The sequence below is a fragment of the Bradyrhizobium algeriense genome, from assembly GCF_036924595.1.
In the GTDB taxonomy this organism is placed as follows: Bacteria; Pseudomonadota; Alphaproteobacteria; order Rhizobiales; family Xanthobacteraceae; genus Bradyrhizobium; species Bradyrhizobium algeriense.
This window is the reverse complement of sequence record NZ_JAZHRV010000001.1, coordinates 7,656,678-7,681,866: the sequence shown is the minus strand read 5'-3', so window position 1 is coordinate 7,681,866 and position 25,189 is coordinate 7,656,678. Positions and strand designations below refer to the sequence as shown.

Annotated in this window: 28 protein-coding genes and 1 riboswitch; of the genes, 18 read left to right on the top strand and 10 right to left on the bottom strand. The window is 63.6% G+C overall.

Annotated features, from left to right (window positions below):
- Nucleotides 1-8: 8 nt before the first annotated feature.
- Nucleotides 9-1,256, bottom strand: a complete 1,248-nt coding sequence (locus tag V1286_RS36795; protein ID WP_334488623.1) for an MFS transporter — start codon at nucleotides 1,254-1,256, stop codon at nucleotides 9-11.
- Nucleotides 1,257-1,472: 216 nt separating this feature from the next.
- On the opposite strand from V1286_RS36795, the gene V1286_RS36790 reads away from it, so the two are divergent.
- Nucleotides 1,473-3,539 carry a prolyl oligopeptidase family serine peptidase gene (locus tag V1286_RS36790; protein WP_334488621.1) on the top strand — a complete coding sequence of 689 codons (2,067 nt, stop codon included), beginning with the start codon at nucleotides 1,473-1,475 and terminating at the stop codon, nucleotides 3,537-3,539.
- Between the two features lie 87 nt (nucleotides 3,540-3,626).
- On the opposite strand, the gene V1286_RS36785 is transcribed toward V1286_RS36790, so the two are convergent.
- Nucleotides 3,627-4,121, bottom strand: a complete 495-nt coding sequence (locus V1286_RS36785; RefSeq protein WP_334488619.1) for a type II toxin-antitoxin system HicB family antitoxin — start codon at nucleotides 4,119-4,121, stop codon at nucleotides 3,627-3,629.
- A 93-nt stretch (nucleotides 4,122-4,214) separates the two neighbouring features.
- Between V1286_RS36785 and V1286_RS36780 the strand changes: the two genes are divergently transcribed.
- Nucleotides 4,215-5,084 carry a protein-L-isoaspartate O-methyltransferase family protein gene (locus V1286_RS36780; RefSeq protein ID WP_334488617.1) on the top strand — a complete coding sequence of 290 codons (870 nt, stop codon included), beginning with the start codon at nucleotides 4,215-4,217 and terminating at the stop codon, nucleotides 5,082-5,084.
- A gap of 15 nt (nucleotides 5,085-5,099) precedes the next feature.
- Here the strand turns inward: V1286_RS36780 and V1286_RS36775 are convergent, their stop codons facing one another.
- Nucleotides 5,100-5,786, bottom strand: a complete 687-nt coding sequence (locus V1286_RS36775; protein WP_334488614.1) for a DUF938 domain-containing protein — start codon at nucleotides 5,784-5,786, stop codon at nucleotides 5,100-5,102.
- 51 nt (nucleotides 5,787-5,837) lie between these two features.
- A complete protein-coding gene (locus V1286_RS36770; RefSeq protein ID WP_334488610.1) occupies nucleotides 5,838-6,203 on the bottom strand; it encodes an ArsR/SmtB family transcription factor in 366 nt (121 codons plus the stop codon).
- Nucleotides 6,204-6,358: 155 nt separating this feature from the next.
- Between V1286_RS36770 and soxC the strand changes: the two genes are divergently transcribed.
- From soxC to V1286_RS36720, 10 genes are all read left to right on the top strand, one after another.
- The gene (gene soxC / locus V1286_RS36765) at nucleotides 6,359-7,666 is read left to right on the top strand and encodes a sulfite dehydrogenase (RefSeq protein WP_417021222.1); all 1,308 of its coding nucleotides are present in this window, start codon (nucleotides 6,359-6,361) and stop codon (nucleotides 7,664-7,666) included.
- Entirely contained in the window at nucleotides 7,650-8,321 is a 672-nt protein-coding gene (locus V1286_RS36760) for a c-type cytochrome (protein ID WP_334488607.1), read from the top strand. Before soxC ends, V1286_RS36760 begins: the two co-directional genes overlap by 17 nt.
- Before the next feature lie 80 nt (nucleotides 8,322-8,401).
- Nucleotides 8,402-8,725: a sulfur oxidation c-type cytochrome SoxX gene (gene soxX, locus V1286_RS36755; RefSeq protein WP_334490175.1), complete on the top strand. Its 324-nt coding sequence runs from the start codon at nucleotides 8,402-8,404 to the stop codon at nucleotides 8,723-8,725.
- 60 nt (nucleotides 8,726-8,785) lie between these two features.
- On the top strand, nucleotides 8,786-9,274 hold the full coding sequence (soxY, locus tag V1286_RS36750; protein ID WP_334488605.1) for a thiosulfate oxidation carrier protein SoxY: 489 nt from the start codon (nucleotides 8,786-8,788) through the stop codon (nucleotides 9,272-9,274).
- Between the two features lie 83 nt (nucleotides 9,275-9,357).
- Entirely contained in the window at nucleotides 9,358-9,669 is a 312-nt protein-coding gene (gene soxZ / locus V1286_RS36745; RefSeq protein WP_334488602.1) for a thiosulfate oxidation carrier complex protein SoxZ, read from the top strand.
- Nucleotides 9,666-10,532 carry a sulfur oxidation c-type cytochrome SoxA gene (soxA, locus tag V1286_RS36740; protein WP_108519630.1) on the top strand — a complete coding sequence of 289 codons (867 nt, stop codon included), beginning with the start codon at nucleotides 9,666-9,668 and terminating at the stop codon, nucleotides 10,530-10,532. The genes soxZ and soxA overlap by 4 nt, the downstream gene beginning before the upstream one ends.
- A gap of 8 nt (nucleotides 10,533-10,540) precedes the next feature.
- Nucleotides 10,541-10,846 (top strand): hypothetical protein, encoded by a 306-nt coding sequence (locus V1286_RS36735; RefSeq protein WP_334490173.1) that lies wholly within the window; start codon nucleotides 10,541-10,543, stop codon nucleotides 10,844-10,846.
- 84 nt (nucleotides 10,847-10,930) lie between these two features.
- Nucleotides 10,931-12,679 carry a thiosulfohydrolase SoxB gene (gene soxB / locus V1286_RS36730; protein ID WP_334488597.1) on the top strand — a complete coding sequence of 583 codons (1,749 nt, stop codon included), beginning with the start codon at nucleotides 10,931-10,933 and terminating at the stop codon, nucleotides 12,677-12,679.
- Nucleotides 12,679-13,137: a DsrE family protein gene (locus tag V1286_RS36725; RefSeq protein WP_417021302.1), complete on the top strand. Its 459-nt coding sequence runs from the start codon at nucleotides 12,679-12,681 to the stop codon at nucleotides 13,135-13,137. Before soxB ends, V1286_RS36725 begins: the two co-directional genes overlap by 1 nt.
- Nucleotides 13,138-13,275: 138 nt before the next feature.
- Nucleotides 13,276-14,316: an MBL fold metallo-hydrolase gene (locus V1286_RS36720; protein ID WP_334488594.1), complete on the top strand. Its 1,041-nt coding sequence runs from the start codon at nucleotides 13,276-13,278 to the stop codon at nucleotides 14,314-14,316.
- 118 nt (nucleotides 14,317-14,434) lie between these two features.
- Here the strand turns inward: V1286_RS36720 and V1286_RS36715 are convergent, their stop codons facing one another.
- From V1286_RS36715 to V1286_RS36705, 3 genes are read right to left on the bottom strand one after another with little or no spacing between them, the layout of a single operon-like run.
- On the bottom strand, nucleotides 14,435-15,286 hold the full coding sequence (locus V1286_RS36715) for an ABC transporter substrate-binding protein (RefSeq protein ID WP_334488592.1): 852 nt from the start codon (nucleotides 15,284-15,286) through the stop codon (nucleotides 14,435-14,437).
- Nucleotides 15,286-16,068, bottom strand: a complete 783-nt coding sequence (locus V1286_RS36710; RefSeq protein WP_334488589.1) for an ABC transporter ATP-binding protein — start codon at nucleotides 16,066-16,068, stop codon at nucleotides 15,286-15,288. The genes V1286_RS36715 and V1286_RS36710 overlap by 1 nt, the downstream gene beginning before the upstream one ends.
- Nucleotides 16,065-17,108, bottom strand: coding sequence for a FecCD family ABC transporter permease (locus V1286_RS36705; RefSeq protein WP_334488586.1), 1,044 nt, complete (start codon nucleotides 17,106-17,108; stop codon nucleotides 16,065-16,067). The genes V1286_RS36710 and V1286_RS36705 overlap by 4 nt, the downstream gene beginning before the upstream one ends.
- A gap of 146 nt (nucleotides 17,109-17,254) precedes the next feature.
- Nucleotides 17,255-17,454, top strand: a riboswitch (cobalamin riboswitch).
- Nucleotides 17,455-17,566: 112 nt separating this feature from the next.
- Between V1286_RS36705 and V1286_RS36700 the strand changes: the two genes are divergently transcribed.
- The 4 genes from V1286_RS36700 (at nucleotide 17,567) to V1286_RS36685 (ending at nucleotide 21,612) form a co-directional block, all read left to right on the top strand.
- Entirely contained in the window at nucleotides 17,567-19,828 is a 2,262-nt protein-coding gene (locus V1286_RS36700; RefSeq protein ID WP_334488584.1) for a TonB-dependent receptor, read from the top strand.
- A 128-nt stretch (nucleotides 19,829-19,956) separates the two neighbouring features.
- Complete coding sequence (locus V1286_RS36695; RefSeq protein WP_334488581.1) at nucleotides 19,957-20,961, top strand: DUF6925 family protein; 1,005 nt, start codon at nucleotides 19,957-19,959, stop codon at nucleotides 20,959-20,961.
- A 114-nt stretch (nucleotides 20,962-21,075) separates the two neighbouring features.
- Nucleotides 21,076-21,315 (top strand): transcriptional regulator, encoded by a 240-nt coding sequence (locus V1286_RS36690; RefSeq protein ID WP_108519637.1) that lies wholly within the window; start codon nucleotides 21,076-21,078, stop codon nucleotides 21,313-21,315.
- Nucleotides 21,316-21,321: 6 nt separating this feature from the next.
- On the top strand, nucleotides 21,322-21,612 hold the full coding sequence (locus V1286_RS36685; RefSeq protein ID WP_334488575.1) for a hypothetical protein: 291 nt from the start codon (nucleotides 21,322-21,324) through the stop codon (nucleotides 21,610-21,612).
- 119 nt (nucleotides 21,613-21,731) lie between these two features.
- Here V1286_RS36685 and V1286_RS36680 read toward each other — a convergent pair whose 3' ends face one another.
- Complete coding sequence (locus V1286_RS36680) at nucleotides 21,732-21,974, bottom strand: hypothetical protein (protein ID WP_334488572.1); 243 nt, start codon at nucleotides 21,972-21,974, stop codon at nucleotides 21,732-21,734.
- A gap of 167 nt (nucleotides 21,975-22,141) precedes the next feature.
- Between V1286_RS36680 and V1286_RS36675 the strand changes: the two genes are divergently transcribed.
- Nucleotides 22,142-22,297: a hypothetical protein gene (locus V1286_RS36675; RefSeq protein WP_334488569.1), complete on the top strand. Its 156-nt coding sequence runs from the start codon at nucleotides 22,142-22,144 to the stop codon at nucleotides 22,295-22,297.
- Between the two features lie 114 nt (nucleotides 22,298-22,411).
- On the opposite strand, the gene V1286_RS36670 is transcribed toward V1286_RS36675, so the two are convergent.
- Both V1286_RS36670 and V1286_RS36665 read right to left on the bottom strand, forming a co-directional pair.
- Nucleotides 22,412-23,662, bottom strand: a complete 1,251-nt coding sequence (locus V1286_RS36670; protein WP_334488566.1) for a hypothetical protein — start codon at nucleotides 23,660-23,662, stop codon at nucleotides 22,412-22,414.
- Nucleotides 23,655-23,945: a hypothetical protein gene (locus V1286_RS36665; RefSeq protein ID WP_334488564.1), complete on the bottom strand. Its 291-nt coding sequence runs from the start codon at nucleotides 23,943-23,945 to the stop codon at nucleotides 23,655-23,657. The genes V1286_RS36670 and V1286_RS36665 overlap by 8 nt, the downstream gene beginning before the upstream one ends.
- Here V1286_RS36665 and V1286_RS36660 point away from each other — a divergent pair.
- Nucleotides 23,935-25,173, top strand: coding sequence for an MFS transporter (locus V1286_RS36660; RefSeq protein ID WP_334488562.1), 1,239 nt, complete (start codon nucleotides 23,935-23,937; stop codon nucleotides 25,171-25,173). The two genes, V1286_RS36665 and V1286_RS36660, sit on opposite strands and share 11 nt — an antisense overlap.
- Nucleotides 25,174-25,189 lie beyond the last annotated feature (16 nt).

Sequence of the window (25,189 nt, the reverse complement as noted above, 5' to 3'; positions counted from 1 at the left end):
AGCAGTAATCAAATACTCGGATCAAGAATTTCGTTGACCGCCTGCAGCCTCGCCCGACGCTTGGCGAGCGAGGCCAGAGACAGCACTGCAAGGCCGAGCAGCACCGGCGGGAACACCACCATATTTACCATCGACCAGCCGTAATGCGCCAGCAACTGGCCGGACGAGAACGAGCCCAGCGCCATCATTCCGAACACCAGGAAATCGTTGAAGGCCTGCACCTTGTTGCGTTCCTGCGGCCGATGCGTCTCCAGCACCAGCGCCGACGCCCCGATGAAGGCAAAGTTCCAGCCCACCCCGAGCACGATCAGCGTCGCCCAGAAATGCATGGCGGTGATGCCGGCAAGGCCGATTCCCGCCGCGGCCGCCTCCAGCAGCAGACCGAGCGCAACGATTTTCGGCGCGCCGAAACGTGCGATCAGCGAGCCCGTGAAGAAGCTCGGCCCGTACATCGCCACGATGTGCCACTGAATGCCGAAATTGGAATCGCTGACGGTCAATCCGCACATCTTCATGGCGAGCGGCGCAGAGGTCATCACGAGGTTCATCATGGGGTACGCAATCACCCCGCATAGCGCGGCTGCAATGAAGCGCGGCTGCCGCGCGATCTCGAACAGCGGCCGGCCGCCGTGCATATCCGCCGGCGCGGGCTTCGGCGCATCGACACCCCACAGCACCGCCATCGCCACCAGCGCGACGAAGGCCTGCACCACGAAGCTGAACGCAAACAGATAAGGCGGCCAGATATCCATGGTCCATTGCACGAGCTGCGGACCGAGCACACCGGCGAACACGCCGCCCGCCATCACCCACGACATGGCCTTGGGCCGGAACGCTGTGCTGGCGCCGTCGGCGGCGGCAAAACGATAGGACTGCGCGACCGCGCCGTAGAGACCGCCGAGAAACGTCGCGCCGCAGAACAGCCAGAACGAGGCATACAGGACCGCGATGGCGGCAAGCGCGCCGGTCAGCACGCCGCAGAACGTGCCGATGATGAAAGCCATGCGGCGGCCATAGGCGCGCGAGATCGCGCCGGTCGGCAGCGTGCCGGCGGCGAGCCCCAGCACATACATCGAGAGCGGAACGGTGGCGAACGAGATGCCCGGCGCCAGCGTCGCGCCGACGATCGAGCCGGTGGCGAAAATGACCGCCGAATTGGCGCCGGTCAGCGCCTGCGCCGCGGCGAGCCGCAGCACATTGCCGCGTGCGCGTGCGTCATTGGCGATCTCTTCGGTAGCTGTGGTGGTATCCAACATCGGCAATTCCGCCCCGGCAGGGCCCCGGGGAGGAGCCTTATCGATTCATTTGCGGGCACTATGAAGACGCTGGGCGACGCGATCAACCGGCGCAAACGGGCGCGCGCTATGCGAAGCGCGCGCATTGGACAGCACACCGGCAACAGCCTACATCGAGGGTCGCCCGATCATGCCCTATTGCGGTACAAGCGACCGGCATTTCCTGGAGTTCAAGCCATGCCAATCGACGACAGGCCGACCATCGCCGCGCCCGACGATGATCCCTATCTCTGGCTCGAGGAAGTCGAGGGCGAACGCGCGCTTGATTTCGTCGACCGGCAAAGCCGGCTGACGCTGGAAACCTTCGGCGGCCGACCATTCGAGACTGATCGCGATGCGCTTGCGGCGATCTATGATCGCACCGACAACATTCCCTATGTCACGCGCCAGGGCGCGCTCGTCTACAATCTCTGGAAGGATGCCAAAAATCCGCGCGGCCTCTGGCGGCGCACGACGCTTGCGGATTTTCGCAATGCGGAGCCAGGCTGGGAGACGCTGCTGGACATCGACCGCCTCGCCACTGAAGAAGGCAAGGATTGGCTGCTCAGCTGGACGCAGCCGCTGCCGGGCAACTCACGCGTGATAACAGCCCTTTCGCGGGGAGGCAGTGACGCGGTAACGCTGCGGGAATTCGATCTGGATGCCAAAGCTTTCGTCGCAAACGGATTCACCCTGCGTGAAGCCAAGAGCGGCGTCGAATGGGTCAACGCCGACACGCTGCTGCTTTCGAGCGCCCTGGGCGAGGGCATGGCGACAAATTCCGGCTATGCGAGAACGGTCCGGCTGTGGCGCCGCGGCGAGCCCGTGGAAAGAGCGCCGGTACTGTTCGAAGTGCCGGCCGACCGGATGGCCGCGTACTGCAGCGTTGACGACACCGGGCCAACGCAGCGGATGTGGTTCATCGATCGGATCGACTTCTTCAATCTTAATCTCTGGCTCGGCACCGAGGCCGGTCCGCGCACAAAGCTCGACCTGCCGACCGACATCTGGATGGAAGCGCATGGCGACTGGCTGGTCGTGAAACTGCGCAGCGCCTGGACGATCGCCGGCAAGACCCACGCGCCGGACAGCGTGCTCGGCATCTCGCTCTCGGCCTTTCTGGCGGGCGAGCGAAACTTCACCGTCGTTTTCGAGCCGGAGCCACGGCGGGCGCTACAAGGCTTTTTCTGGACGGCCGGCAAACTTATCTTGTCTGTTCTCGACGAGTTGCGCCCGGTGTTCGAAATCTGCACGCCGTCGGCAAGCGGCTGGGCGCGCGCGCAACTACGGGGGCTTCCCGAAATCGGTGTGGTCGATGTCTGGCGTCTCGACCGTCACGAAGCCGAGAGCAACGGCGACCTGCTCGCCAATGTGCAGGATCCCGTGACGCCGCCTTCGCTGCTGCTGATCGAGGGCACAGCCAGCCCCGCTGTATTGAAGCGGGCGCCGGAGACCTTCTCCGCCGACGGACTTATCGTCACCCGCCATGAGGCGATTTCGGTGGACGGCGAGCGCATTCCCTATGTGCAGACCGGTCCCGCCACCGAGACCGGCGATGCACCGCTCTATATGAGCGCCTATGGCGGCTTCGGCGCTGCGGTGAAACCATATTACAACTCCGCGCTCGGCAAGCTCTGGCTGGAGCGCGGCGGCACCACGGTGCAGGCCAATATCCGCGGCGGCGGCGAGTTCGGTACGCGCTGGCACGATGCCGGCCGTTACGCCGGAAAGCGGCTGGCGCATGATGATTTCGCGGCTGTTGCCGCCGACCTCGTCAAGCGCGGCGTGACGCGCGCCAATCGAATTGCCGCCGAAGGCGGATCGAACGGCGGCATCCTGATCACCAACATGCTGGTGCGCTACCCCGAAAGATTTGGCGCGCTGTTCTGCACGATTCCCCTGATCGACATGCGCCGCTACACGAAGCTGCTCGCGGGCGCGAGCTGGATCGCGGAATATGGCGATCCCGACAAGTCCGCGGAGTGGGAGTGGCTGAAGACCTATTCCGCCTATCACGCTGCAACACCGGGCCAGAACTACCCGCCGATCCTGATCGCCACCACGCGCCGCGACGACCGCGTTCATCCCGGCCACGCCCGCAAGATGGCGGCCAAGCTGCAAGCGATGGGATACGAAGCCCATTTCTACGAACCGGCGGCGGGCGGTCACGGCTACGGCAAGGACAACCGCGAACGCGCCGGGTTCATCGCACTCGGCTACACATTCCTGAGAAACAAGATCGGCTGGGCGGATAACGCCACGTAGTGTTTCGCTTTGGGCCGAAGCGCGGGCCAGCGCACCGCAGCCGCTCTCGCGCGCGGCCAACAGATTACGCCACGCGAAAACGCGCCTTTACGGCCGCCTCTTGCCTGGTCTCCTTTGGGCTCGCACCGCACCGGTCTTGTGGACCTTTGAGCGAGGATCCGCCGCGCCGGCGTGCGGGAAACCCGGATTCCAATCAAGCGCGATCGTAGCTGCGAAGCCGAAGAAGCTGGAGCGGCTCATGCCAAGCTCCGTGGCGCGCTTGTCGATCCGCGTAATCAGGCTCTTCGGCAAATAGACGTTCACCCGCTCGGACGGATCGGGCGGATCGACCCCGACGATGAAATAGGCGACGACGTCGGCGCCCTTGGGCAACGCGATCTGCGCGATCGGCGTCGGCGCCGGCAGCGGCCTGCCCTGCTCTGCCATGCCGTCCACCGCTCGCGCCAGCGCACCCTCCGCTTTCTCGATCGCCTCTTCCTGCGACCGCCCGCCGGCCACGCAGCCCGGAAAATCGGGAAACCATGCGCCGAGCGCACCGCGCGGACCGCGCTCCAGCACGGCCGGATAGAGCCGCTTTTTCAATCTGGCCTCCTTACGATGAGTATGCTATTTAACACACCTATCGGTGTGTCAAATCACACAAGACTGATAGCATGGGCCGGGATGGAGAGCAAAATGGACACGCAAGCCGAACTCCGCATCGTTCGTGCGGCATACGCCAAGCAGGTACTTGCCGCCGCAAGCGTCGACGATGCGCGCCTTGCCCAAGCGTTTGCTGTCATCCCCCGCGAGGATTTTCTCGGCCCAGGTCCGTGGCTGGTGCGACGATGGCTGCGCGACTATGTGTCGACACCCGACGCCGACCCCGTCTATCTCTATACCGACGATCTGGTCGCGCTGGTGCCCGAGCGCCGCGTCAACAACGGGCAACCGTCGTTGCATGCCCATCTCATCCATCAGGCATTACCCGCGGTCGGCGGGCACGTGGTGCATGTTGGCACTGGTACGGGTTATTACACCGCCATCCTCGCGCATCTCGTCGGGCCGTCAGGGCGGGTAACGGGAATCGAATATGATGGGAGCCTCGCCGCGCGTGCCAGAGCCAGCCTGGCGCCCTATGCGAATGTCGCGGTGATTGAAGGCGACGGCACGCAGGTGCCGTTCGATGCCGCCGATGTCATCTATGTCAACGCCGGCTGCACCCAGCCAGCGGCACGCTGGCTCGATGGCCTTGCCGATGGCGGCCGCCTCATCATGCCGATGACGTCGGATCAGGGATTTGGCGGCATAGCGCCGGAGCGCTTGGCGAGCGCCGGCGCAGTGTTCCGAATTGAGCGAAGAGCCGCGAACTATTTGGCACAATGGATTTCGCCAGTTGCGATATTCCCCTGCGCCGGCGGCCGCGACGAGGCGTCCGAACGAGCGCTTGCTGAAGCCTTCGCCCGTGGCGGCTGGCAAAAGGTCACACGACTGTACCGGGACCAGGACGTTCCTGACGAGCGCTGCTGGCTTCGCGGATCAGAGTGGTGCCTCGCCTATCACTGAGGTGCGGAGAGGGCGCTACGCCGATGCGGCCGATCGCCCGTAGACCAAGATCAGGTTGTTGGCGGGCATTGGCACGGTTTCGATCAGGGCAAGACCCGCTGCCGCCGCAAGCTTCTCGAGATCGGCGATGTCGCGCACGCCCCATTCGGCATCCTGCTCGCGCAGGCTGGTGTCGAACACGGCGTTGCTCATCGCGGTGTGCTTGCCGTCGCGCTTGAAAGGACCGTAAAGAAATAACCGGCCGTCAGCGCGCAGATATCGCCCCACGCCGGCGAACAGGCCCTCGGCGACGCGCCATGGAGCTATGTGGATCACATTGGCGCAGAACACCGCCAGCAATTCCGCCGGACCGCCGCCGTCTTGCATGGCCGAAGACCATGCGGGATCGGTGAGATCGATCCGCAGCGGCGGACGGATGTTCGGCATGCCGGCATAAGCGCGCCACGCTTCGATACTCTTCAGGTGCCGCTCGTTGAGATCGCTCGGCCACCAGATGATATCAGGAGTATGTTTTGCAAAGTGCACGACATGCTGGCCGGTGCCGCTGCCGGCCTCCAGCACGTCACCAGATTTGCCGGCGAGGAATTTTTGCAGCACCGCCCAGATCGGCGCATGGTTGCGATGAAACGCCGCCGCATCGAGCCGGCCGTCGGGTTCGACCGGCCGTCCATCCTTGCCGAATTCCACCACATATTCCGCCACGTTAGCCTCGCGCAAAAATCGCCATGATCCTGAACATGTGGATGCGGCGCGTCACTTCAATTCGCCGCAATACATTTCCTTCAGCACCTGCAGCAGGCGCAAAGCACGCTCATCGGCCACGCGATAGTGCAGCGTCTGCGACGTCCGCCGGAATTCGACCAGGCCGTCGGCGCGCAATTTCGCCAAATGTTGCGACAATGCGGACTGGCTCAGCTTGACGATGCCGACCAGTTCCCCGACCGTCATCTCGCCGCGCACGGCGAGAAAGCAGAGGATCAGCAAGCGCTTTTCGTTGGCGAGCATTTTCAGGAGTTGGGTAGCTTCGCCGGCCTGCTTCGCCAGCTGCTTCAGCGCCGCCGCATCGTCGGCGCCGGGGGCCGATTGTGGCTCTTGGGCTGTCGCCGCGGCTGCTCTCATCGCGTCCAATCCAGGATGGTTTTCCGTGCCTGCGAAGCACACATGACATACTAACGTCCGAGCCTTTATTTAGCATTGACTAAATTAGCAAATGTCGATACCGGTTCAAAAAAGCAAGAAATGATGCGGCGATGTGGCCGGGAGGGGAAGAAAACGTGCGGCCTGACCCGTTACGCAGCAAGGCTGTTCTCTCCGATCTTGCCGGCGCGGACGCGCCTTTGGGGCGACGCCGCGTTCTTGGCCTCGGCGCAGCGCTGGCCGGCAGCCTCGCCTTCGGCAGCAAACCCGCGACCGCCGGCCCCGCGCAGGCGTCTCCTCCCGCGGACGCTCCGTGGTCGCAATCGATCGGCGCTGGCGTGGTCGATCGGCCCTATGGCCGGCCTGCGGATACCGAAGCCTCCGTCATCCGGCGCAACGTTCCCTGGCTCACTGCCAGCGCGGAATCGTCCGTAAGCTTTTCGCCGCTGCAGGACCTGCACGGCATCATCACACCCAATGGATTGTTCTTCGAGCGCCACCATGCGGGACGGCCCGACATCGATCCGGCGCAGCACAAACTGATGATCCACGGGCTGGTCGAGCGCCCGCTGCTGCTCACCATGAAGGACATCCTGCGCTTCCCGCAGATCACGCGCATCCATTTCATCGAATGCCCGGCCAATGGCGGCATGAACTGGCGCGCCGCGCAGATGAACTCGCTGCAGTTCAGCCACGGCATGGTCAGTTGCGCCGAATGGACCGGCGTAAGACTGTCGACGCTGCTGGAAGAGGTCGGCGTCAAAAAGGAAGCGAAGTGGGCGATGGTCGAAGGCGCCGATGGCGCGCATATGAACCGCAGCCTGCCGCTCGACAAATGTCTCGACGATTGTCTCGTGGTCTACGCGCAGAACGGCGAGGCGCTGCGGCCCGAACAGGGCTATCCGCTGCGGCTGGTGGTGCCGGGCTGGGAAGGCAATGTCAACATCAAGTGGCTGCGCCGGATCAAGCTCGGCGACAAACCCTGGCATTCCCGCGAGGAAACCTCGAAATACACCGACCTGATGCCGGACGGCACCTCGCGCGGCTTCACCTGGCTGATCGACGCCAAATCCGTCATCACCTTTCCCTGCCCGGAAAAGCCGCTCGATGGGCCCGGCCTCTATGAAATCAGGGGACTGGCATGGACCGGCAGCGGCAAGATCAGGCGTGTCGACGTTTCCATGGATGGCGGCGTCAACTGGCAAACCGCGCGGCTGCATGAGCCGGTGCTGTCGAAGGCGCTGACGAAATTCACCCTGCCCTGGCGCTGGGACGGCCGCCCGGCGCTGGTCGCATCCCGCGTCATCGACGAGACCGGTTATGTGCAGCCGACGATTGCGGAGCTGCGAAAGCAGCGCGGCTCGAACTCGATCTATCACAACAATTCAATCCAGACCTGGCAGGTCAAATCAGACGGAAGCGTCTTCAATGTTCAGCTCGCGTAAGATTTGCCTGGTGATCGTGGCCATCTTGCTGGCGGCTGGAGGCCTCGCCGGCGCGGCAGAGCCCGGCTCGTTCGGTTACGGCCGCGTGGCGAGCCCGGCGCAGATCGCCGGATGGGACATCGACGTGCGCGGCGAGGACGGCGCAGGCCTGCCACCGGGCAAGGGCACGGTTGACCGGGGCGCCGACGTCTATGCCGAACAATGCGCCGCCTGTCATGGAACCTTCGGCGAAGGCGAAGGCCGCTTCCCCAAGCTGGTGGGCGGCGTCGGATCGCTCCGGGACGAGCGCCCGGAGCCGACGGTCGGCAGCTACTGGCCGTTCGCCCCGACCCTATGGGACTATATTAACCGCGCCATGCCGATGTCCGCGCCGCACACATTGTCAGCAGATGACGTTTATGCTTTGACCGCCTATATTCTGAGCCTGAACGACCTCGTTCCCAATGAATTCGTTGCCGATCGCAACAGCTTGCCGAAAGTCAAAATGCGCAATCGCGACAATTTCATCTGGACCGACCCGCGCCCCGATACGATGGCCAAGCCCTGCATGAATAATTGCGTCAACGCCGCCGATGTCAGGCTATCGTCGACGGCGGAAGGCAGAGACCTGACGCCACGCACGACCGGGCCGCTCGACACGATGCAATCGAAATAGAAACGACGGAAACGCCCGTGACCGATCATTCCCTGACGGAATCCGCAAGACTTCTGGCGTTAAGGCTCCCGGCGCTCACGCTGGCGCTGGTGATCGGCGCTTTGCTGTCGGCAGGCACGGCGCATGCGCAGTCCGCCGCGGCCGAAGGCCAGAAGCTCGCCTTCGATCGTAGCAAGGGCAATTGCCTGACCTGCCACGTCATCAAGGGCGGCAACCTTCCAGGCTCGATCGGACCGGAACTGATCGACATCAAGAGCAAGTATCCCAATCGCGCAGACCTCGTCGCGATCGTTCACGATGAAACCGAGCGCAATCCCCTGACCGTGATGCCGCCATTCGGACGAAACCGGATTCTGACTCCAAAGGAAATCGAAGCGGTCGTTGATTTCCTGCAAACGCTGTGACGCAGGACCAAGAGATTTAAGGCTGTGACGTGCGCGCGCACGCTTTAGGAGACGATGGACATGACTGACGTCGGATTTTCGGCCACGCGGCGACTGCTCCTGCAGGGTGCAGGCGCAGTCGCGCTCGTCGGACTCGGTAATCTTCCCTTTGGCCTGACACCGGCGCTTGCCGCAGCCAACGACAAATATCCGGAAGAGGCGTTCAAGGCCAAGAGCGAAGCCGACGCGATCAAGGCGCTCTACGGCAAGACGGCGGAGCCTTCGGACAAGGTCAAGATGGACGCGCCCGAAATCGCGGAGAACGGCGCCGTGGTTCCGATATCGGTGACGACGACGCTGCCGGACGTGACCTCAATCTCGTTCCTGGTCAGCGAAAATCCGGTCGCGCTGGTGGCGTCCTACAAGATTCCGGCCGGCACGCTTCCAAACGTCGCCAACCGCATCAAGATGGCGCGAACCAGCAACGTGATCGTGGTCGTGGAAGCCGGCGGCAAGCTCTACAGCGCCAACAAGGAAGTCAAGGTCACCGTCGGCGGTTGCGGCGGCTAACGGGCAGCGCCGCATGATCCGGGAAACCAGACACCGGTTTTTCGACAAGATCATGCGCCAAGGAACAGGCTAGGAGAATTCAGATGGCATCGACCATTCGCGTGCGCGCCACTTCGAGCGGCGAGACCACCGAGGTGCAGGCGCTGATCCAGCATCCGATGGATTCCGGCTTCGTCAAGGACGCCAAGGGCGAGATCATTCCGCCGCATTTCATCCAGCAACTGACTTTCGAGTATGAAGGCAAGAACGTGTTCACCGCCGACTGGGGCGGCGGCGTGTCCAAGGATCCCTACGTCAAGTTCGCCTTCAAGGGCGGCAAGAAGGGCGACGAGTTGAAGATCAGCTGGGTCGACAACAAGGGCGCGACCGACACCACCACGGCGAAGATCCAATGAAGCTGCGATCCGCGATCTATCTGGCGTCCGCCGCGCTTGCACTCGCAGCGCTGACGCTTGCGGGCAGCCTGCCCTCTGATGCCGCAGACAAGATCGACCCGGTCGCCGACGCCAAGGCGTTCCAGAAATTCTTCACCGACAAGTTTCCCAAGGTGAAGTTCGAGGATTTCGTCAACGGCCCCTATTCGATGAACGAGGACCTGCACCGGCAGTGGCAGGAGAAGGAGCAATTCCCTCCTTACGAATTCTCGCTCGAGATGGGCAAGGAAATGTTCTCCAAGCCGTTCAAGAACGGCAAGAGCTACGAAGATTGCTTCCCCAACAAGGGCATCGGCATCCGCCAGAACTATCCTTACTTCGATGAGAAGGAAGGCAAGGTCATCACGCTGGAGCTCGCACTGAACCGCTGCCGCGAGGCCAATGGCGAACCGCCGTACTCCTATGTGAAGGACGAAATGGCAGCGCTGACCGCCTATATGGCCTTCACTTCGCGCGGCAAGCCGATGGACATCAAGATCCCGAACGATCCCCGCGCGCTCGCGGCCTACGAGAACGGCAAGGAATATTTCTACACGCGACGCGGCCAGCTAAACTTCTCTTGCGCCACCTGCCACGTGCAGAGCCCGGGCGAGCGCATCCGCGCCGAAATCCTGGCGCCTGCGCTTGGCATCGTCAACGCGATGCCGATCTACCGTTCGGAATGGAGCGGCATGGGCACCACCAGCCGCCGCTTCACCACCTGCAACAGCCAGATCCGCGGCGTGCCGCTGAGCCCGCAGGATGATGAATACCGCAACGTCGAATACTACCTGTCCTATGTCAGCAACGGGCTGCCGATTTCAGGCCCGGGAGCGCGGCCATGAGGAACGTGATGCAGAAATCCGCGTTGATTCTGGCACTGCTTGCCGCAGGCGCGGTGTCCGCGCTCGCCGCAGGCTCCGAGGACGACTTCAAGGCGGCTTACGCCGCGGCTGAAGCGGCCAACAAGGAGGCCGGCAAACTGCGCAACCAATGGACCACCACGGCGGCGACGCTGACGGCGGCGAAGAAGGCGGCTGACGCCGGCGATTTCGACAAGGCCACGGCGTCGGCCAAGGAAGCCGAGGCCTTGGCCAAGGCTTCGATCTTCCAGGCCACCAGCGAGAAGACCCGCTGGAAGGATATGGAAATTCGCTAGAGCATGATCCGGAAAAGCGGAAACCGGTTTTCCGCCAAGATCATGCTCAACAATTAAGAGTCTTTACGACGCGCGGAGACCCGCATGACCATCCGCCGCCGCGATTTCCTGACGCTAGCGGGCGCCGCCACCCTGTCCGGCAGCCTGCCACGGCTGGCGCGCGGCGCCGAGAATGCGGGCGTTTACGATCTCGAGCGCTTCGGCAATGCCCGCATCCTGCACATCACCGATACCCATGCGCAGCTTCGGCCGGTGTTCTTCCGCGAGCCGAGCGTCAATCTCGGCATCGGACCGATGCGGGGCAACCCGCCGCATCTGGTCGGAAGGGCGTTTCTCGATCGCTTCGGCATCCGGCCCGACAGTGCCGACGCCTATGCTTTCACCTGCATCGAGTTCGAGAAGGCCGCCGGGAGATTCGGCAAGCTCGGCGGTTTTGCGCATCTCAAGACATTGGTCGACCGGATGCGCAGCGAGGCCGGCGCGGGGCGCGCGTTGCTGCTCGACGGCGGCGATCTCTGGCAGGGCAGCGGCCTTTCCAACACGCTGCAGGGCGCCGACATGGTCGACGCCGCCAACCTGCTCGGCATCGAGGCGATGACCGGCCATTGGGAATTCACCTATGGCGAAAAGGCGCTGCGCGCCAACCTCGAACGCTTCAAGGGCGAATTCCTGGCGCAGAACGTCTTTCTCACGGAAGAAGCCGCCTTCAACGACGCCAAGGCGTTCGATCCAGCCTCGGGACGCGTCTTCAAGCCGTCCATCATCAAGGAGATCGGCGGGCATCGCATCGCCGTGATCGGGCAGGCGTTCCCCTACGTGCCGATCGCGCACCCGAAGCGTTTCACGCCGGACTGGAAATTCGGCATCCGCGATGAAGAGCTGCAAAAGCTCGTCGATATCCATCGCAACACCGACAAGGCCGATGCCGTCATCCTGCTCTCGCATAACGGAATGGACGTCGACCTCAAGCTTGCCAGCCGCGTCACCGGCATCGACGTCATTCTCGGCGGCCATACCCACGACGCCGTGCCGCAGCCGATTGCCGTGACCAATCCGGCGGGCGTCACGCTCGTCACCAATGCCGGCTCGAACGGCAAGTTTCTGGCGGTGCTCGATCTCGAGGTCGGCAAGGGCAAGGTCAGCAACGTGCGATACCGGCTGCTCCCGGTGTTTTCGGAACTGCTGAAGCCCGATCCGGCGATGCAGGCGCTGATCGACAAGATACGCGCGCCGCATGCGGCGACGCTGGATGAAAAGATCGCCGCCGCCGACCGCCTGCTCTATCGCCGCGGCAATTTCAGCGGCAGCATGGATCAACTGATCTGCGACGCACTGCTCGGCGAACTGAACGCCGAGATAGCGCTGTCGCCGGGCTTCCGCTGGGGCACTACGGCGCTCGCAGGCCAGCCGCTGACCATGGAGGACGTGATGGCGCAGACCGCCGTCACCTATCCGGAGACCTACATCCAGACCATGACCGGCGGCCAGATCAAGGACGTGCTGGAAGACATCTGCGACAATCTCTTCAACGCCGATCCCTATTACCAGCAGGGCGGCGACATGGTGCGCGTCGGCGGGCTCGCCTACACCTGCAGTCCGAACGAGAGCGTGGGCAAGCGGATTTCCGAACTCAAGCTCGATAACGGCCACGCGCTGGAGGCCGGCAAGCGCTACAAGGTGGCGGGGTGGGCCTCGGTCAACGAGCAGACCGGCGCGCCGGTCTGGGACGTGGTCGCCAAACATCTGCGGTCGGGCAAGCCGCCCAACCGGTCGCTGCCTGGCGTCACGCTGAAAGGCGTCGAGGACAATCCGGGCATTGCGGGACAAGGATGATGGGTTTTTCGGCCATCACGCGCACCATGGCCGCGGCGCTTCTGATCGCGGCCGCCGCGTCTGCGACGCACGCCCAGCAGGCGCCGCTGCAGGACAAGCCGTTCGCCGAGCACAGAATCGTGCTGCAGCTCTCCGACAACGACCCGCGCAAGCAGGGCCTCGTGCTCAGCGTCGCCAGCAATTTGATGAAGCATTACGACCCCGACAAGGTCGCGATCGAGGTCGTGGCGTTCGGCCCCGGCATCGAGCTGCTGCGCCCGGAAAATCCCAATCGCAAGATGGTCGAGAGCCTGGTGGCGCAGGGTGCGCGTTTCGACATCTGCCTCAACACGGTTGATACAATCGAACGCGAAGCCGGCAAGCGGCCGGAGTTCATTTCAGCAGCGACGCCGGTGCAGGTCGGCGTCGCGCAAATTCTTTTTCTGACCGAAAACGGATATACGCTGGTGCGGCCATGATCACCGACATCGTGATTGCGAGTGAAGCGAAACAAATCACCTCTCCCCGTGGGCCGTGGTACAATTGATGGATTGTAGGAGCAGGGCTGGAGCTACATCCGCCCCTGATCCGATCTGAATTAACGCGGACGTGTAGCCATGATCTTTCGTCAGCTCTTCGACAGTGTTTCGGGCACCTACAGCTACCTGCTGGCGAGCCGCGCCGGCGGCGAGGCGTTGATCCTCGACCCCGTGCTGGAGAAAGCCGACCGCTACTGCCAGCTGCTGCGCGAACTGGATTTGCGACTGGTGAAGGCGGTCGACACCCATCTGCACGCCGACCACGTCACGGGCCTCGGCGAACTGCGCGACCGCACCCAGTGCATCACCATCATGGGCGAGCAGAGCAAGGCCGACGTGGTGTCGATGCGGGTTTCCGACGGCGACAAGGTGATGATCGAGGGCCTCAGCCTCGACGTCATGTACACGCCCGGCCACACCGACGATTCCTACTCTTATTTGATGGGCGACCGCGTCTTCACCGGCGATACGCTTCTGATCCGTGGCACCGGCCGCACCGACTTTCAGAACGGCTCTTCGCGCGCGCAATACGAATCGATCTTCAACCGGCTGCTGAAATTGCCGGATGAAACCATGGTATTTCCCGCCCACGACTACAAGGGCGACACGGTTTCCACCATCGGCGAGGAGCGGCGTTACAATCCGCGTCTTCAAGTGCGCTCGGTCGACGAATATATCGAGCTGATGGCCAATCTGAAGCTGCCGAACCCGAAGATGATGGACGTGGCGGTGCCCGCCAACATGCATGTCGGCCTGCATCAGGAGGATCTCGCCAAGCAGGGGCTCGCGCTCTCTGCCCGCGACGCGATCAACCGTCTCGGCCGGCCCGACATCCTGCTGGTGGATTTGCGCGAAACCAGCGAGCGCGCCAAGCACGGCACGATCTCGGGCGCCCTGCATGCGCCCTATCCCGGCATCGCCGAGAGCCTCAAGCCCGGCGGCATGCTGCGCGAAGTCGCCGCCGCCACCGGCCGCCGCGTGGTGTTCTTCTGCGCCTTCGGCGAACGCTCTGCGATGGCGGTGACTGCCGCGAAGAACGCGGGGCTCGCCAACACCGCGCATATCGAGGGCGGTATCGATGCGTGGAAGAAGGTAGGTGGACCGGTGGTGATGGGGTGAGATGCCCGTAGGGTGGGCAAAGGCGCCCTTGCGCCGTGCCCACCATCCATCAACACATTCGCTCTGGACGGTGGGCACGCTGCGCTTTGCCCACCCTACGAAACTACGAACTACGAAATTAGTTTCCCACCCGCTTCACCTCCGCCGTCAGCGCATCCAGCGCATCCGCCAGCAGCACGCCGCCGCACTCGGTCATGCGCTCCGGAATCACGATGCGCTTTTCCGGTGGATAAAAACGCTCCAGCGCCGGATGCAGCAGGAACGCCTGGCCGTCGTCCCTCGCAGTGTCGCCGGCCTGCGAAACCACGATGAAGTCCGGCCGTAAGTTCACGATCGCTTCCAGCGAAGCAAAGCCGCCGAAGGCAAAGCCGAGATCACCGGCTGCGCTGCGCAAGCCAATTTCGCTGAGCAGCGACCCGACAAAGCTGTCGCTGCCCGCCACCCAGCCGCGCCGCGACAACGGCAGCACGCGGTAATGGCGCTCCGAGACCGCGTGGCGGGCGCGCGCCAGCGCGGCATCAAGCCGTGCGATTTCCGCCGCCGCGCGATCGGGATGACCGGTGATGTCGCCAGCCTCGCGGATCTGCTGCCGCGCTTCGTCGAGGGTTCGCGGCACGGCGAGTTCGGCGAGACGAAGCCCCTTGGCCTTCAACAGTTCCCGCGTCGAGCGCTTGTCGAACGCGCTGGCGACGACGATGTCGGGCCTGATGAGCAGCACGTCTTCGGCTCCTCCGGAGAGAACCGGATAGCGGCTCATGTCGCCCGCCTGCGATTGCCAGCCGTCCCGCGAAAACCGGCTCAATCCCAGAATCTGCTCGGGGTCGGCCAGCGTCAGCAGCAATTGGTCGGTGCAGACATTCATCGACACCAGGCGCGGCAGATTGGCTGCGAACGCAGTGCTGCCCGGCAACGCAAGTGCCATCACCGCGACCAGAAATGCCAGCCGCCATCGCACCAGATATCGATCCATCAGATATCCGCCCACGGCACGATCACGGCCTCGCGCTGGAATTCCGCGCGATAGGCCGAGATCCTGAACACGTCAGCCATCACCTGCTCGGACAGCGCCGCCGCCGGCCCGCCCTGCGACACCAGGCGGCCTTCGCGCAGCACCAGCACATGGTCGGCAAACCGCGCCGCCAATCCCAGATCATGCGTCACGACAATGACGAGCACGCCCTTGTCGGCAGTCACCCGCAGATTCTTCATGACGTCGATCTGATGCCGCGGGTCGAGCGAGGCGGTCGGCTCGTCGGCCAGGATGACCGGTGCCTCCACCGCCAGCGCGCGCGCCAGCGCGACGCGGCTGCGCTCGCCGCCGGACAATTCCGTGACGCGGCGATCGCTGAACGCCATCACGTCGACCGCCTGCATCGCGCGCAGCACCGCCTCCGCATCTTTGGGCGACAGCCGCGCCGGATCGGTGGCGCCATGCGGATAGCGGCCGAGCGCCACGATGTCGCGCGCCGGCAGCGGCCAATGCACCACATGCCCCTGCGGCAGATAGCCAAAGCGTTTTGCGCGCTCGCGCAGCGGAAGCGAAGCTAGTGCGATGCCGCCGATCTCGATCTCGCCTTCGGACGGGATCAATCCCGCCAGCGCCCGCAACAGCGTGGTCTTGCCGGCGCCGTTCGGCCCGACCAGCGCCACCAGATGTCCCGGCGACAGCGCCAGCGAAACGTCTTTCAGCACGACGCGGCCGGCGAGCCGCACGCCGAGTCCCCTTGCGATCAGAAGCGCCACCTCGCTCATGCGACGCCTCCGCCGAGCGCGCGGCGTTCGCGCATGATCAGATAGAGGAAGAACGGCACGCCGATGATCGAGGTCAGCACGCCGACCTTGATGTCCGATGTCGAGGGAATGATACGAACAGCGATATCGGCCGCCAGCAGCAGCGCCGAGCCTGCGAGCGCGCTCGGCACCAACAGCCGTCCCGGATCGTGGCCGATCAATGGTCGCATCAGATGCGGCGCGACCAGCCCTATGAAACCGATGGTGCCGGTGACGGCGACCGCGCCGCCGACGCCGAGCGCCACGCCCGAAATCACGAACAGCCGCAGGCGGCCGACATCGACGCCGAGGCTTTGCGCGGTTTCCTCGCCCAGGCTCAGCGCGCGAAAGGCATGGCGCTGGCTGAACAGCATGATCGCGCCGGCAATGATGAAGGGAAACGCCAGCATGACATGCTGAAAACTGCGGTCCTCCAGCGAGCCGAGCAGCCAGAACGCGATCTCCAGCACCACGAAGGGATTGCTGGAGAGGTTCATCACCAGCGCGGTGGCCGCGCCCGCGAAGCTCGAAATCGCGAGGCCCGAGAGGATGAGGATGAGCAGCCCGGCATTGCGCCCGGCGATGGTCAGCAGCCCGAACACCGAAACGAACGCCGCGATGATCGCCGCGACCGGCAGCGCGTAGGAGCGCACGTCGGCCAGCCCCAAGGCGATCACCAGCACCGCACCGAACGCGGCCGATTGCGGCGCGCCGAACAACTCGGGCGAGGCCAGCGGATTGCGCAACAGGCCCTGCAGCGATGCGCCTGACAGCCCGAGGATGGCGCCGATCGCCAGCGCCAAGAGCGTCCGCGGCAGGCGGATTTCCCGCACGATCACCTGCGAAACCTCGCTGCCGCCGCCGAACAGCGCTTCCGCCACGGCAAGCGGCGACAGCCGCACCGGACCAATACCCAGCGAGATCAGCACCAGCAGCCCAACGAGGGCGGCAAGCGCCGCGGTCGCGCCGATCCGCCGGCGCGCGGCATCCTCGTTGGTCACGGTTACAGCCTCAACACTCATTGATCGTCCTAAAGCAGGTTTACCCGCTCCGGTACAGGAGCGCAGGCAAAGAACAGGCAGGAGTGCTCATGCGGCAAAAATAGCGCACTCGTCCAGTTGACATCGCAAGCGCGCCCAAGGCGGATTGACTCGAACTTTGGCAAACTTCTACCATAGTTCCCGACGGTTCCCGTTTTTGGGGATCAAAAGGGAATGCGGTGCGGGGAAGTCCCCCAATTCCGCGGCTGCCCCCGCAACTGTAAGCGGCGAATCCTTCGTCATAGGCCACTGGGAATCTCGGTCCTGGGAAGGCGACGATGGGTAACGACCCGCGAGCCAGGAGACCTGCCGTCAGCCGTGGTCACACGCGAAGATGTCGGTCGGGGAGTACAGGCATTAGCTTCACCTAAGCTGCATTAGCACATGGTGAGACTTGGTTCGCTGTGACGTGCCACTGACGTCATACCGAGGTCTGAACCATGTCTTCCACCATCGCCACGCGGCAGCGCCGCTACTGGCTTGCCTCCAGTTTCCTGATACCTGTCGTATCGCTCGGCATTTCCGGCGCGCAGGCGCAGCAGACGCCATCCGAGCAATTGCCGCCGATCGAGATCACCTCGCCCACCGACCCGAACCGGACCCGCGCCAAGCCGACCTACGGTGAGCCATCAACCTCGCGCCGCGCGGTGCCTCGCACATCTCCGACACCCCGCACCGACGCTGCGTCGGCACCCGGCCCGGTAGCGGACTCGTTCTCGACCGGCGTAGGCGCTGTCCGGCAATTCAACGGCATCGTCGGCACATCGACCGCGGTCATAACAGCGCAGGATATCGCGCGTTCGCCGGCCTACACCGTACAGGAAATTATCGCACAGACACCGGGCGTGCAACTGACGAGCCTGTTTGGCGGCGTTAATGGCGCAAGGACCAGTGTTGACCTCCGTGGCTTCGGTGCGTTCGCCTCCTCCAATACCCTGCTCCTCATCAATGGACGCAGGGTCAATGACGTCGACATACAAGGTGTGGATTTCTCGACCATTCCGCGCGATTCGATCGAGCGCATCGAAATCACCCGCGGCAACAGTGGCGCGGTGCTGTACGGCGACAATGCGATCGGCGGCGTCATCAACATCGTCCTGAAGAACGGCGTCGGCGGCCCACCGGTCGCGATCCGCGCTGAAGCCGGCGTCGGATCGTTCAACCAGCGGCAGGCCTCGATTTCGGCCGCGACCAATTACGGGCCGTGGTCGACGTCGTTCTACGGCAACGGCATCAAGTCCGATGGCTATCGGGTCAACAACGCCCTCGACCAGCGCAATGGCGTCGGCAATTTGAATTACACCACGCCCGGTCTCACCGCGTTCCTGACGCTGTCGGGCGACGACCAGAAGCTGGGTTTCCCCGGCGGCCGCACCGTTGATCCGGCGACCGGCCTGAACCAGCTCGTCACCAACCGCCGCGGCACCAATACCCCGTTCGACTATGGCAACCAGCAGGGCGCCAACGCCACTGCCGGCTTCACCAAGACCTTGATGAACGGCGTTGACCTCATCGTCGATGGCGGCGTGCGCGACAAGAAGCAGCAGGCCGGGTTCTTCGGGCTGTTGCCGACGATTCCGTTCAACTATGTCGACAGCCATCTGCAGACATGGTCGATCACGCCGCGCTTGAGCATCAAGAACGTGATCTTCGGAATGCCTTCGGCCATCCTGACCGGCGTCGATTATTACGACGCGACCTATCACTCAGAGCGTCCGGTCGCCAAAGGCATGATCCCCATTCACACCTACGATTTGTCACAGCAAACGCTCGCCGGGTACTTTCAGCAAACCATCGGGTTACTGCCGACGACAGATTTTTCATATGGCGGACGCCTGCAACGGACCACCCTGAAAGCCCGGGACATTCTCCAGAACGATCCGAACTGCGCGATATTCTTTTCGTGCAGCGTCCAGAATTTCCCGCTGGATTCCGAGGAAGGGCAATACGCCCTGCATATCGGCCTCGAACATCGCTTCAATAATGTGTTCTCGGTGTTTGGGCGGGCCGCACGCGCGTTCCGCACGCCGAACGTCGATGAAAGGCTCTCCTCGGGTCCCGCCTTCGACCCCTTCTTCAACGCGCTTCCCGGTGACTTCAGGCTGAAGACCCAGACCTCTCATGACATCGAGGGCGGCGTTCGCATCAAATCCGGACCGCTCGAAGTTCAATCGAGCATCTATAACATGGACCTCGAGAACGAACTCCAGTTCAACCCGATACAACGCTTCAACGTCAATCTCGATCCGACCCGCCGCTACGGCTCGGAAACCAGCGCGTCGTTTCGTGTCAGCGATACCGTGCAGTTGCGCGGCGGCATGGCCTATACCCGTGCGGTGTTCCGCGAAGGCCCGTTTGCCGGCAACGACGTTCCGCTGGTGTCCCGCTACACCGGCAGCGCCGGCGTCAGCTGGAATATCTGGCAGAACTATCTCGTCGCCGACGCCACGGTGCGCGCCTGGAGCGAGCGCTTCATGGACAACGACCAGGCCAATACCCAACGCCTGATTCCAGCGAGCGCAACGGTCGATTTCAAGCTGAGCGGCGCGTACGAGCGCTTCTTCTGGTCGATCTCCGTCAACAATATCTTCGACGCGCTGTACTACGACTACGCCGTCGCGAGCATGTTCACGCCGGGTCGCTTCTCGGCCTATCCGCTTCCCGGCCGCACCTACATGGTGAAGGTCGGCGCGACGTTCTGACCGCAATAGCCGGTTCGGCGCCATGCCGAACCGGCTTGTCCTGACCTGACAAGACGGTATTCTCCTTGCGCCTATTGCCCGGGAGAATTTTTTTTCATGCCTGCCCCGCTTCCGTTCCGCAGGCGGCGATGAGCGCCGCAGCCATCGATCTCTTGCCGCGGGAGATATCCAATCCCGATACGCAATGGAGCCTCGGCACCTTCGGCGCCATCGCCGAATTTTCGCGCGCCCCTGACGAGCCGGTGCGCTTGAGCCAAACGCCTGAGGCCGTTTCGGCCGTGACGGCGCGCGGCGGCATTGCCCTCAAACCGCATCCCGCCATCCGCCCCTTCGCGTCGGAAGGCATCACCAGGACCGGGTGGAATCAACGGGTCGCGCTTTGCCTGCCGCGAGATGATTGCGCCATGCACCAGCGCATTGCGCTGACGGAGATCGGCCCTGATCACGAAGCGCCGCGTGAGGAAGACCGGAATTGTGTTCTGTTCGATCTGGGTTTCGGCGCGCTGCAGATCGATTGCTGTATTCGAATCGACGATCACAGCCTCGCTGCGCGATTGCGCGAACATGCCGGCCGCGCCGTGTTCGAGCCCGGCAATCCCGCCATGGCAATGATCCTCGCGGCCAATCCGCACCGCGTCTTCATCAGCCGGCTCGGCCGCATCGAGGTCTATCAGCCGATCCCGCCGCCCTTGGGCAAGAGCCCGGAGGGACCGCACACGCATGTGCTGCCGCGGCTCCTGCAAAGCCGGCGAACCCATCCCGCGACCGAGCCGGTGCCTCAGGGGTGGATTCCCTGCGCGCATCTCTATCCGCCGCATCCGGCACGGGACGGCCTGGGCGAGGCCCGGCCGTTCTACGCCACCCACCATCATGCCTTTCAGCGGATGATGGCCGCGTGCGGCGATCCCGCAGCCCTTGCGACCAAGCGGCGGGTGGTCGATGCGGTGCTTGCCGGCGAGCCGCCCACGGCGGTGGCCGGTGACCGCCACGGCCGGATCAGCGTCCGCATCGCATTGCGGCAGATGAAGTCGCAGGGCCATGCGTCGGCGGCGCTGAGCGCCTGGCTGGCGAGCTTCGATGCTGCGGCGCCCGACGAGGCCGACGACGACGCGGCCCTTCAAAATGAGGGCTGATTTGACAAGAAAGTGCGGCTTTTTCGACCGAAAATAACATCCTCTGCGCCCCGATCCGTGGTAAACCGCCGGCAGACCGCTCGACGATATCTGTCGTGATTTCAGAGGTATGACATGGACGATGAGCCGAAGAGCGCCGCCGAACTGAAGGAGATTCGGCTGAATCGGAAGCGCACCCAGGAAGTCGAAGGCATCAAGGCGATGGCCGAGATCGCGGCCGCCGACATCGCGATCCGAAAGCGGACCGAGAAGTTGCGCGCGCTCCGTCTGGCAAAGGAAGCGGCCGACCGTGAAAACCCGCCGGAACCGGCGGTTAAAAGCAAGGCCAAGACCAAGGCCGCGAAAAGAGGCTGATCTGAAATGACGAAAGAAGATCGTGATCGCGCCCAGGCCCGTGTGGACAAGGCGACAAAGGCCGCCCAGGACGCGAGATCCGGCAAGGCCGAACGCGACGCCAGCGCCAAGGCTGTGCTCGACAATATGGCGAAGCTGAAGGCGTTGCGTCTCGCGCGCGAGGCAGCCGAGCCGCAACGTGCTCCCGCCGCGAAGGCCGCAAGAAAGGCGCCCGCCAGCACCAAGCGGTCGAACGAGAAGCCGGTGGCCTTGTCCGACTGGCTGGCGAGCCAACAGAACGGCGGACGGCGAACCTGAGGTCGGACTCTTAGGGGTGTCTCGTCATGCGGGCGTCTCGTCACGCCCGGGCAAAAGCGCGAAGACGCTTCGCGCTTTTGCCGGGCCGAAACGAAAAGTCGGTCAGATATCCGCCGCGTTTACGCCGGCCCAGGCCAATCGATCATCGAACGCGTCTTGTTCTCGGCATCGTAGACCTGCACCTGAAGCATCTGGAACCTGTTCTTCAGGGCCATGCCCGCCTCTTCGGCAGCCTCGACTGTGTCGTGATGCGATTTGAAATGACCGTCCACCACCAGCGAGTAACCGGTGGTCGGCGCCTTGTCGGCGCGGATGGTTTTGCGCGGCTGCGGTTCTTCCGCCGCAGGGCGGGGCTTCTTCATGCTGGCTCCGTGTGAAGGCCCTTTTGGACTGAACGCCGCAAAAAGGGCAGGAAAGTTCTTGTGGCCGGCGCTAACATGCCGGCCCAACGCGATCGGATTGAGATCATGCCGATACTCCGAATCGGCAAGCAGAGCAACGTCGATTCATCCGACGAAAAAGGCATCAGATGGGCGGAACTGGCAGGAAGAACGAGCCTCCGAAGCCGGCGGACGACAAGCCGAAAAAACCGGAACGTGCGCCGGTCGAGGACGAGGACTACGAGGACGGCGACATCGCCACGCCGAAGCGCGACCGCCACGGCAATGATGATGAGCCGTTGTAGCACAACAGCTGGAACTTCGTAGGTGGGCAAAGCGCAAGCGTGCCCACCATTCGAGATGACGGTCGAGGATAGATGGTGGGCACGGCGCAAGAGCGCCTTTGTCCACCCTACGACTCACGTGCCAAACCCCTCCCCCTCTATCGCTCGAATACTCCCGACATCGAGCAGATGCGCACCAAATCCGCCACGCGCGAGTTTTATCGCTGACTTCGGCGAAGCCAGCAGCAAAGCTGCCGTCACCGCAAGCGGCACAGCGCTGATCCAATCTGATCGCATCGGCGTGAGTTCTTCGCTGCTGCCGGCATAGGGCGCGCTGTTCGCGCACAGACGCACGATTTCCCTGACGACGTCGGACCGCGTCCCACCGCGCGCGGCGCATCCGAGCAGCGCCTGCATCGCCAGATGTGTGAGCACGCCCTCGCGGCTCTCCGGCAAGGGCGCAGGTGTCTCTCCGAGCGAGATCTGAAGCAGCAATCCAACCAGATCGATGCCGGAGCGATACGCGTTCATTGGCTCGACCAGACGCGGATTGCCATCGATCAGCAAAGGCGCGTCGCCATGATCCGGCATGATGTAGTCGATCGACAGCGCACCGTGCCAATCGAGCGCCTGTCCGACCTTTTCGAGATGCGCGCGCACGATGGGCCGCCTCACGCTCTGCTTGATCGCCTCGCCGCCGCCTATGCCGGGCATGACCTGCCGATAGGCATGAAAGCCGATCATCTGGCCGCGGCAAAACACCGACTGCGCCTTCTCGGTCGTGCCCGCGACAAGGTCTTGCACCAAAATCTCGTCGGCAAGTGCATCGCCGGCGCCGAGATCGTGCAGCGGGCTTTCGAGATCGTCGGCATTGCGTATGAACCAGATGCCGCGGCTCGCGGTGCCGACCGACGTCTTGACGACGGCAGGAAATCGGACGGCTTCACGCAATTGCTGCGCCGACGTCACGATTTGCGTCGGCGGCTGCGGCAGTCCCAATCGATCGAGCAGCCGGCTGAAGCCTGCCTTGCTGTGCGCGGTACGGTAGCTCTCGAAGCTCGGCAGCGCGAGGCCGACGCAGCCTTCCATGCGCTGCCTCGCCCGGGCAAACAAAAATCCCTGCTCATGCGTCGGCAGCAGCACATCGAATTTCCCGTCGACCAGTCGCTGCTCGATGAAGGCCAGATAGCCGGCGGGGTCATCCCGCAGTCCGGGGCAACGGTGAAACTTCGCAACCAACCGCGAGAACCGCGAAAGGCACCACGGCGAGGGATCGCAGACCTCGATGTGGTGGCCCGAAAGACCCAGAATCGTAATCGCCTCCCGGGCCGAGGTAGAGGAACCTTCGGAGACGAGCACCCGGAGCGGTTTTGCGGGATCAGGCATGCCGGATCATTGCCGCGCCGGCCGCCTTTGTCTCCCGATTTAATGATGCAATCGGCGTGTCCCTGCCCTCCGCCGGGGCAGCCATGCAGCGGTATTCATGGACAAATAACGGCTGGACGATATTTTCGCCGCTGCCAGGAGCCTTTTTCGTTCCGATGGAATCGGAACGGGGCTCTGGATTTTTGATTTGACGCGTTTTCTTGACGCGAACCGGTTCCACTTCGCTGGAAAACGCTCCAGGGGCCGGAAGTGACACGGGATTTTGAGCTGACATGGTCGACATTCTGGCCGCACCGCAACAAGCCAAAGCGGACACTTCGCTGCGTACGCTCGCTGCGATTTCGGTCGCCCATTGGGTCAGCCATTTCCATCTCTTCGTGCTGCCGATGCTGTTTCCGTTCCTCAAAGAACAGCTTGGCGTCGGCTATATCGAGCTCGGTTTTGCGCTCACCGTGTTCGGCGTCGTCTCCGGCCTGACGCAGGCGCCGATCGGCTACCTCGCCGACCATATCGGCGCGCGAAAGGTGCTGCTGATCGGCCTCACCGTCGGCGGCCTGGCGCTGATCATGCTCGGCCTGCATCTGAGTTACGTCTCGCTGATCGTCTGCGCCGCGCTGCTTGGGCTCGCCAACAGCGTCTATCACCCGTGCGACTATGCGATCCTGTCGACGCATATGGATGAAGCGCGGATGGGCCGGGCGTTTTCGGTCCACACTTTTGCGGGCTTCCTTGGCGGCGCGGTGGCGCCTGCGATCATGGCCGCGCTGGTGGCAATCGTCGGCGGTCTCGGCGCCCTGATCGTGGCCGGCGCGGTCGGCCCTGTTGTGGCGCTGCTGTTGATCGCGGTCCGCATTCCCGATGCGAGCTCGGCCGATCGCAAGTCCGATGGCGTGCCGGCGCCGCAGCAGAGCATCGTGACGCCGGCCATCATCGTGCTGACGATCTTCTTCATGCTGCTCGGCCTGTCCAACGCCGGCATCAGCAATTTCGGCGTGGTCGCGCTGATGAGTGGCTATGGCGTGACATTCTCGGCCGCCAATATCGCGCTGACCGCCTTTCTCGGCGCCAGCGCGGCCGGCGTGCTGGCCGGCGGCTACCTCGCCGACCGCACGAAGCGCCACGGCAATGTCGCCGCCGCGTGCTTTGCGATCAACGCCGTCATCATCACGATCATTGCGACGATCAACCTGCCGTCGGCCGTGCTGACCGCCGCGATGGGGCTGGCCGGATTCCTCGGCGGCGTCATCGCGCCCTCGCGCGACATGCTGGTGCGCAACGCCGCTCCGGCAGGCGCGGCCGGACGGGCGTTCGGCATCGTGTCGACCGGATTCAATTTCAGCGGCATCCTCAGCCCGTTGTTGTTCGGCTGGATCATGGACCAGAACATGCCGCATTGGGTGTTTGGCGCCTCCGTCGCCTTTATGGTCATGACGGTGCTGCTGGCGCTCGTAACCGACCGCAAGCCGCAGAGCCGGTCAGAGAGCTCGGTCAAGGACCTAATGCATTCCTGAGGCTCATCCCGGGCGG

Excerpts from the sequence above, each read along its gene's own strand:
- V1286_RS36795 (WP_334488623.1), bottom strand. The coding sequence starts at position 1,256 with ATGTTGGATACCACCACAGCTACCGAAGAGATCGCCAATGACGCACGC.
- V1286_RS36790 (WP_334488621.1), top strand. The coding sequence starts at position 1,473 with ATGCCAATCGACGACAGGCCGACCATCGCCGCGCCCGACGATGATCCC.
- V1286_RS36780 (WP_334488617.1), top strand. The coding sequence starts at position 4,215 with ATGGACACGCAAGCCGAACTCCGCATCGTTCGTGCGGCATACGCCAAG.
- V1286_RS36770 (WP_334488610.1), bottom strand. The coding sequence starts at position 6,203 with ATGAGAGCAGCCGCGGCGACAGCCCAAGAGCCACAATCGGCCCCCGGC.
- V1286_RS36760 (WP_334488607.1), top strand. The coding sequence starts at position 7,650 with ATGTTCAGCTCGCGTAAGATTTGCCTGGTGATCGTGGCCATCTTGCTG.
- soxY (WP_334488605.1), top strand. The coding sequence starts at position 8,786 with ATGACTGACGTCGGATTTTCGGCCACGCGGCGACTGCTCCTGCAGGGT.
- soxZ (WP_334488602.1), top strand. The coding sequence starts at position 9,358 with ATGGCATCGACCATTCGCGTGCGCGCCACTTCGAGCGGCGAGACCACC.
- soxA (WP_108519630.1), top strand. The coding sequence starts at position 9,666 with ATGAAGCTGCGATCCGCGATCTATCTGGCGTCCGCCGCGCTTGCACTC.
- V1286_RS36735 (WP_334490173.1), top strand. The coding sequence starts at position 10,541 with ATGCAGAAATCCGCGTTGATTCTGGCACTGCTTGCCGCAGGCGCGGTG.
- soxB (WP_334488597.1), top strand. The coding sequence starts at position 10,931 with ATGACCATCCGCCGCCGCGATTTCCTGACGCTAGCGGGCGCCGCCACC.
- V1286_RS36725 (WP_417021302.1), top strand. The coding sequence starts at position 12,679 with ATGGGTTTTTCGGCCATCACGCGCACCATGGCCGCGGCGCTTCTGATC.
- V1286_RS36720 (WP_334488594.1), top strand. The coding sequence starts at position 13,276 with ATGATCTTTCGTCAGCTCTTCGACAGTGTTTCGGGCACCTACAGCTAC.
- V1286_RS36715 (WP_334488592.1), bottom strand. The coding sequence starts at position 15,286 with ATGGATCGATATCTGGTGCGATGGCGGCTGGCATTTCTGGTCGCGGTG.
- V1286_RS36710 (WP_334488589.1), bottom strand. The coding sequence starts at position 16,068 with ATGAGCGAGGTGGCGCTTCTGATCGCAAGGGGACTCGGCGTGCGGCTC.
- V1286_RS36705 (WP_334488586.1), bottom strand. The coding sequence starts at position 17,108 with ATGAGTGTTGAGGCTGTAACCGTGACCAACGAGGATGCCGCGCGCCGG.
- V1286_RS36700 (WP_334488584.1), top strand. The coding sequence starts at position 17,567 with ATGTCTTCCACCATCGCCACGCGGCAGCGCCGCTACTGGCTTGCCTCC.
- V1286_RS36695 (WP_334488581.1), top strand. The coding sequence starts at position 19,957 with ATGAGCGCCGCAGCCATCGATCTCTTGCCGCGGGAGATATCCAATCCC.
- V1286_RS36690 (WP_108519637.1), top strand. The coding sequence starts at position 21,076 with ATGGACGATGAGCCGAAGAGCGCCGCCGAACTGAAGGAGATTCGGCTG.
- V1286_RS36685 (WP_334488575.1), top strand. The coding sequence starts at position 21,322 with ATGACGAAAGAAGATCGTGATCGCGCCCAGGCCCGTGTGGACAAGGCG.
- V1286_RS36680 (WP_334488572.1), bottom strand. The coding sequence starts at position 21,974 with ATGAAGAAGCCCCGCCCTGCGGCGGAAGAACCGCAGCCGCGCAAAACC.
- V1286_RS36675 (WP_334488569.1), top strand. The coding sequence starts at position 22,142 with ATGGGCGGAACTGGCAGGAAGAACGAGCCTCCGAAGCCGGCGGACGAC.
- V1286_RS36670 (WP_334488566.1), bottom strand. The coding sequence starts at position 23,662 with ATGCCTGATCCCGCAAAACCGCTCCGGGTGCTCGTCTCCGAAGGTTCC.
- V1286_RS36660 (WP_334488562.1), top strand. The coding sequence starts at position 23,935 with ATGGTCGACATTCTGGCCGCACCGCAACAAGCCAAAGCGGACACTTCG.
- V1286_RS36665 (WP_334488564.1), bottom strand. The coding sequence starts at position 23,945 with ATGTCGACCATGTCAGCTCAAAATCCCGTGTCACTTCCGGCCCCTGGA.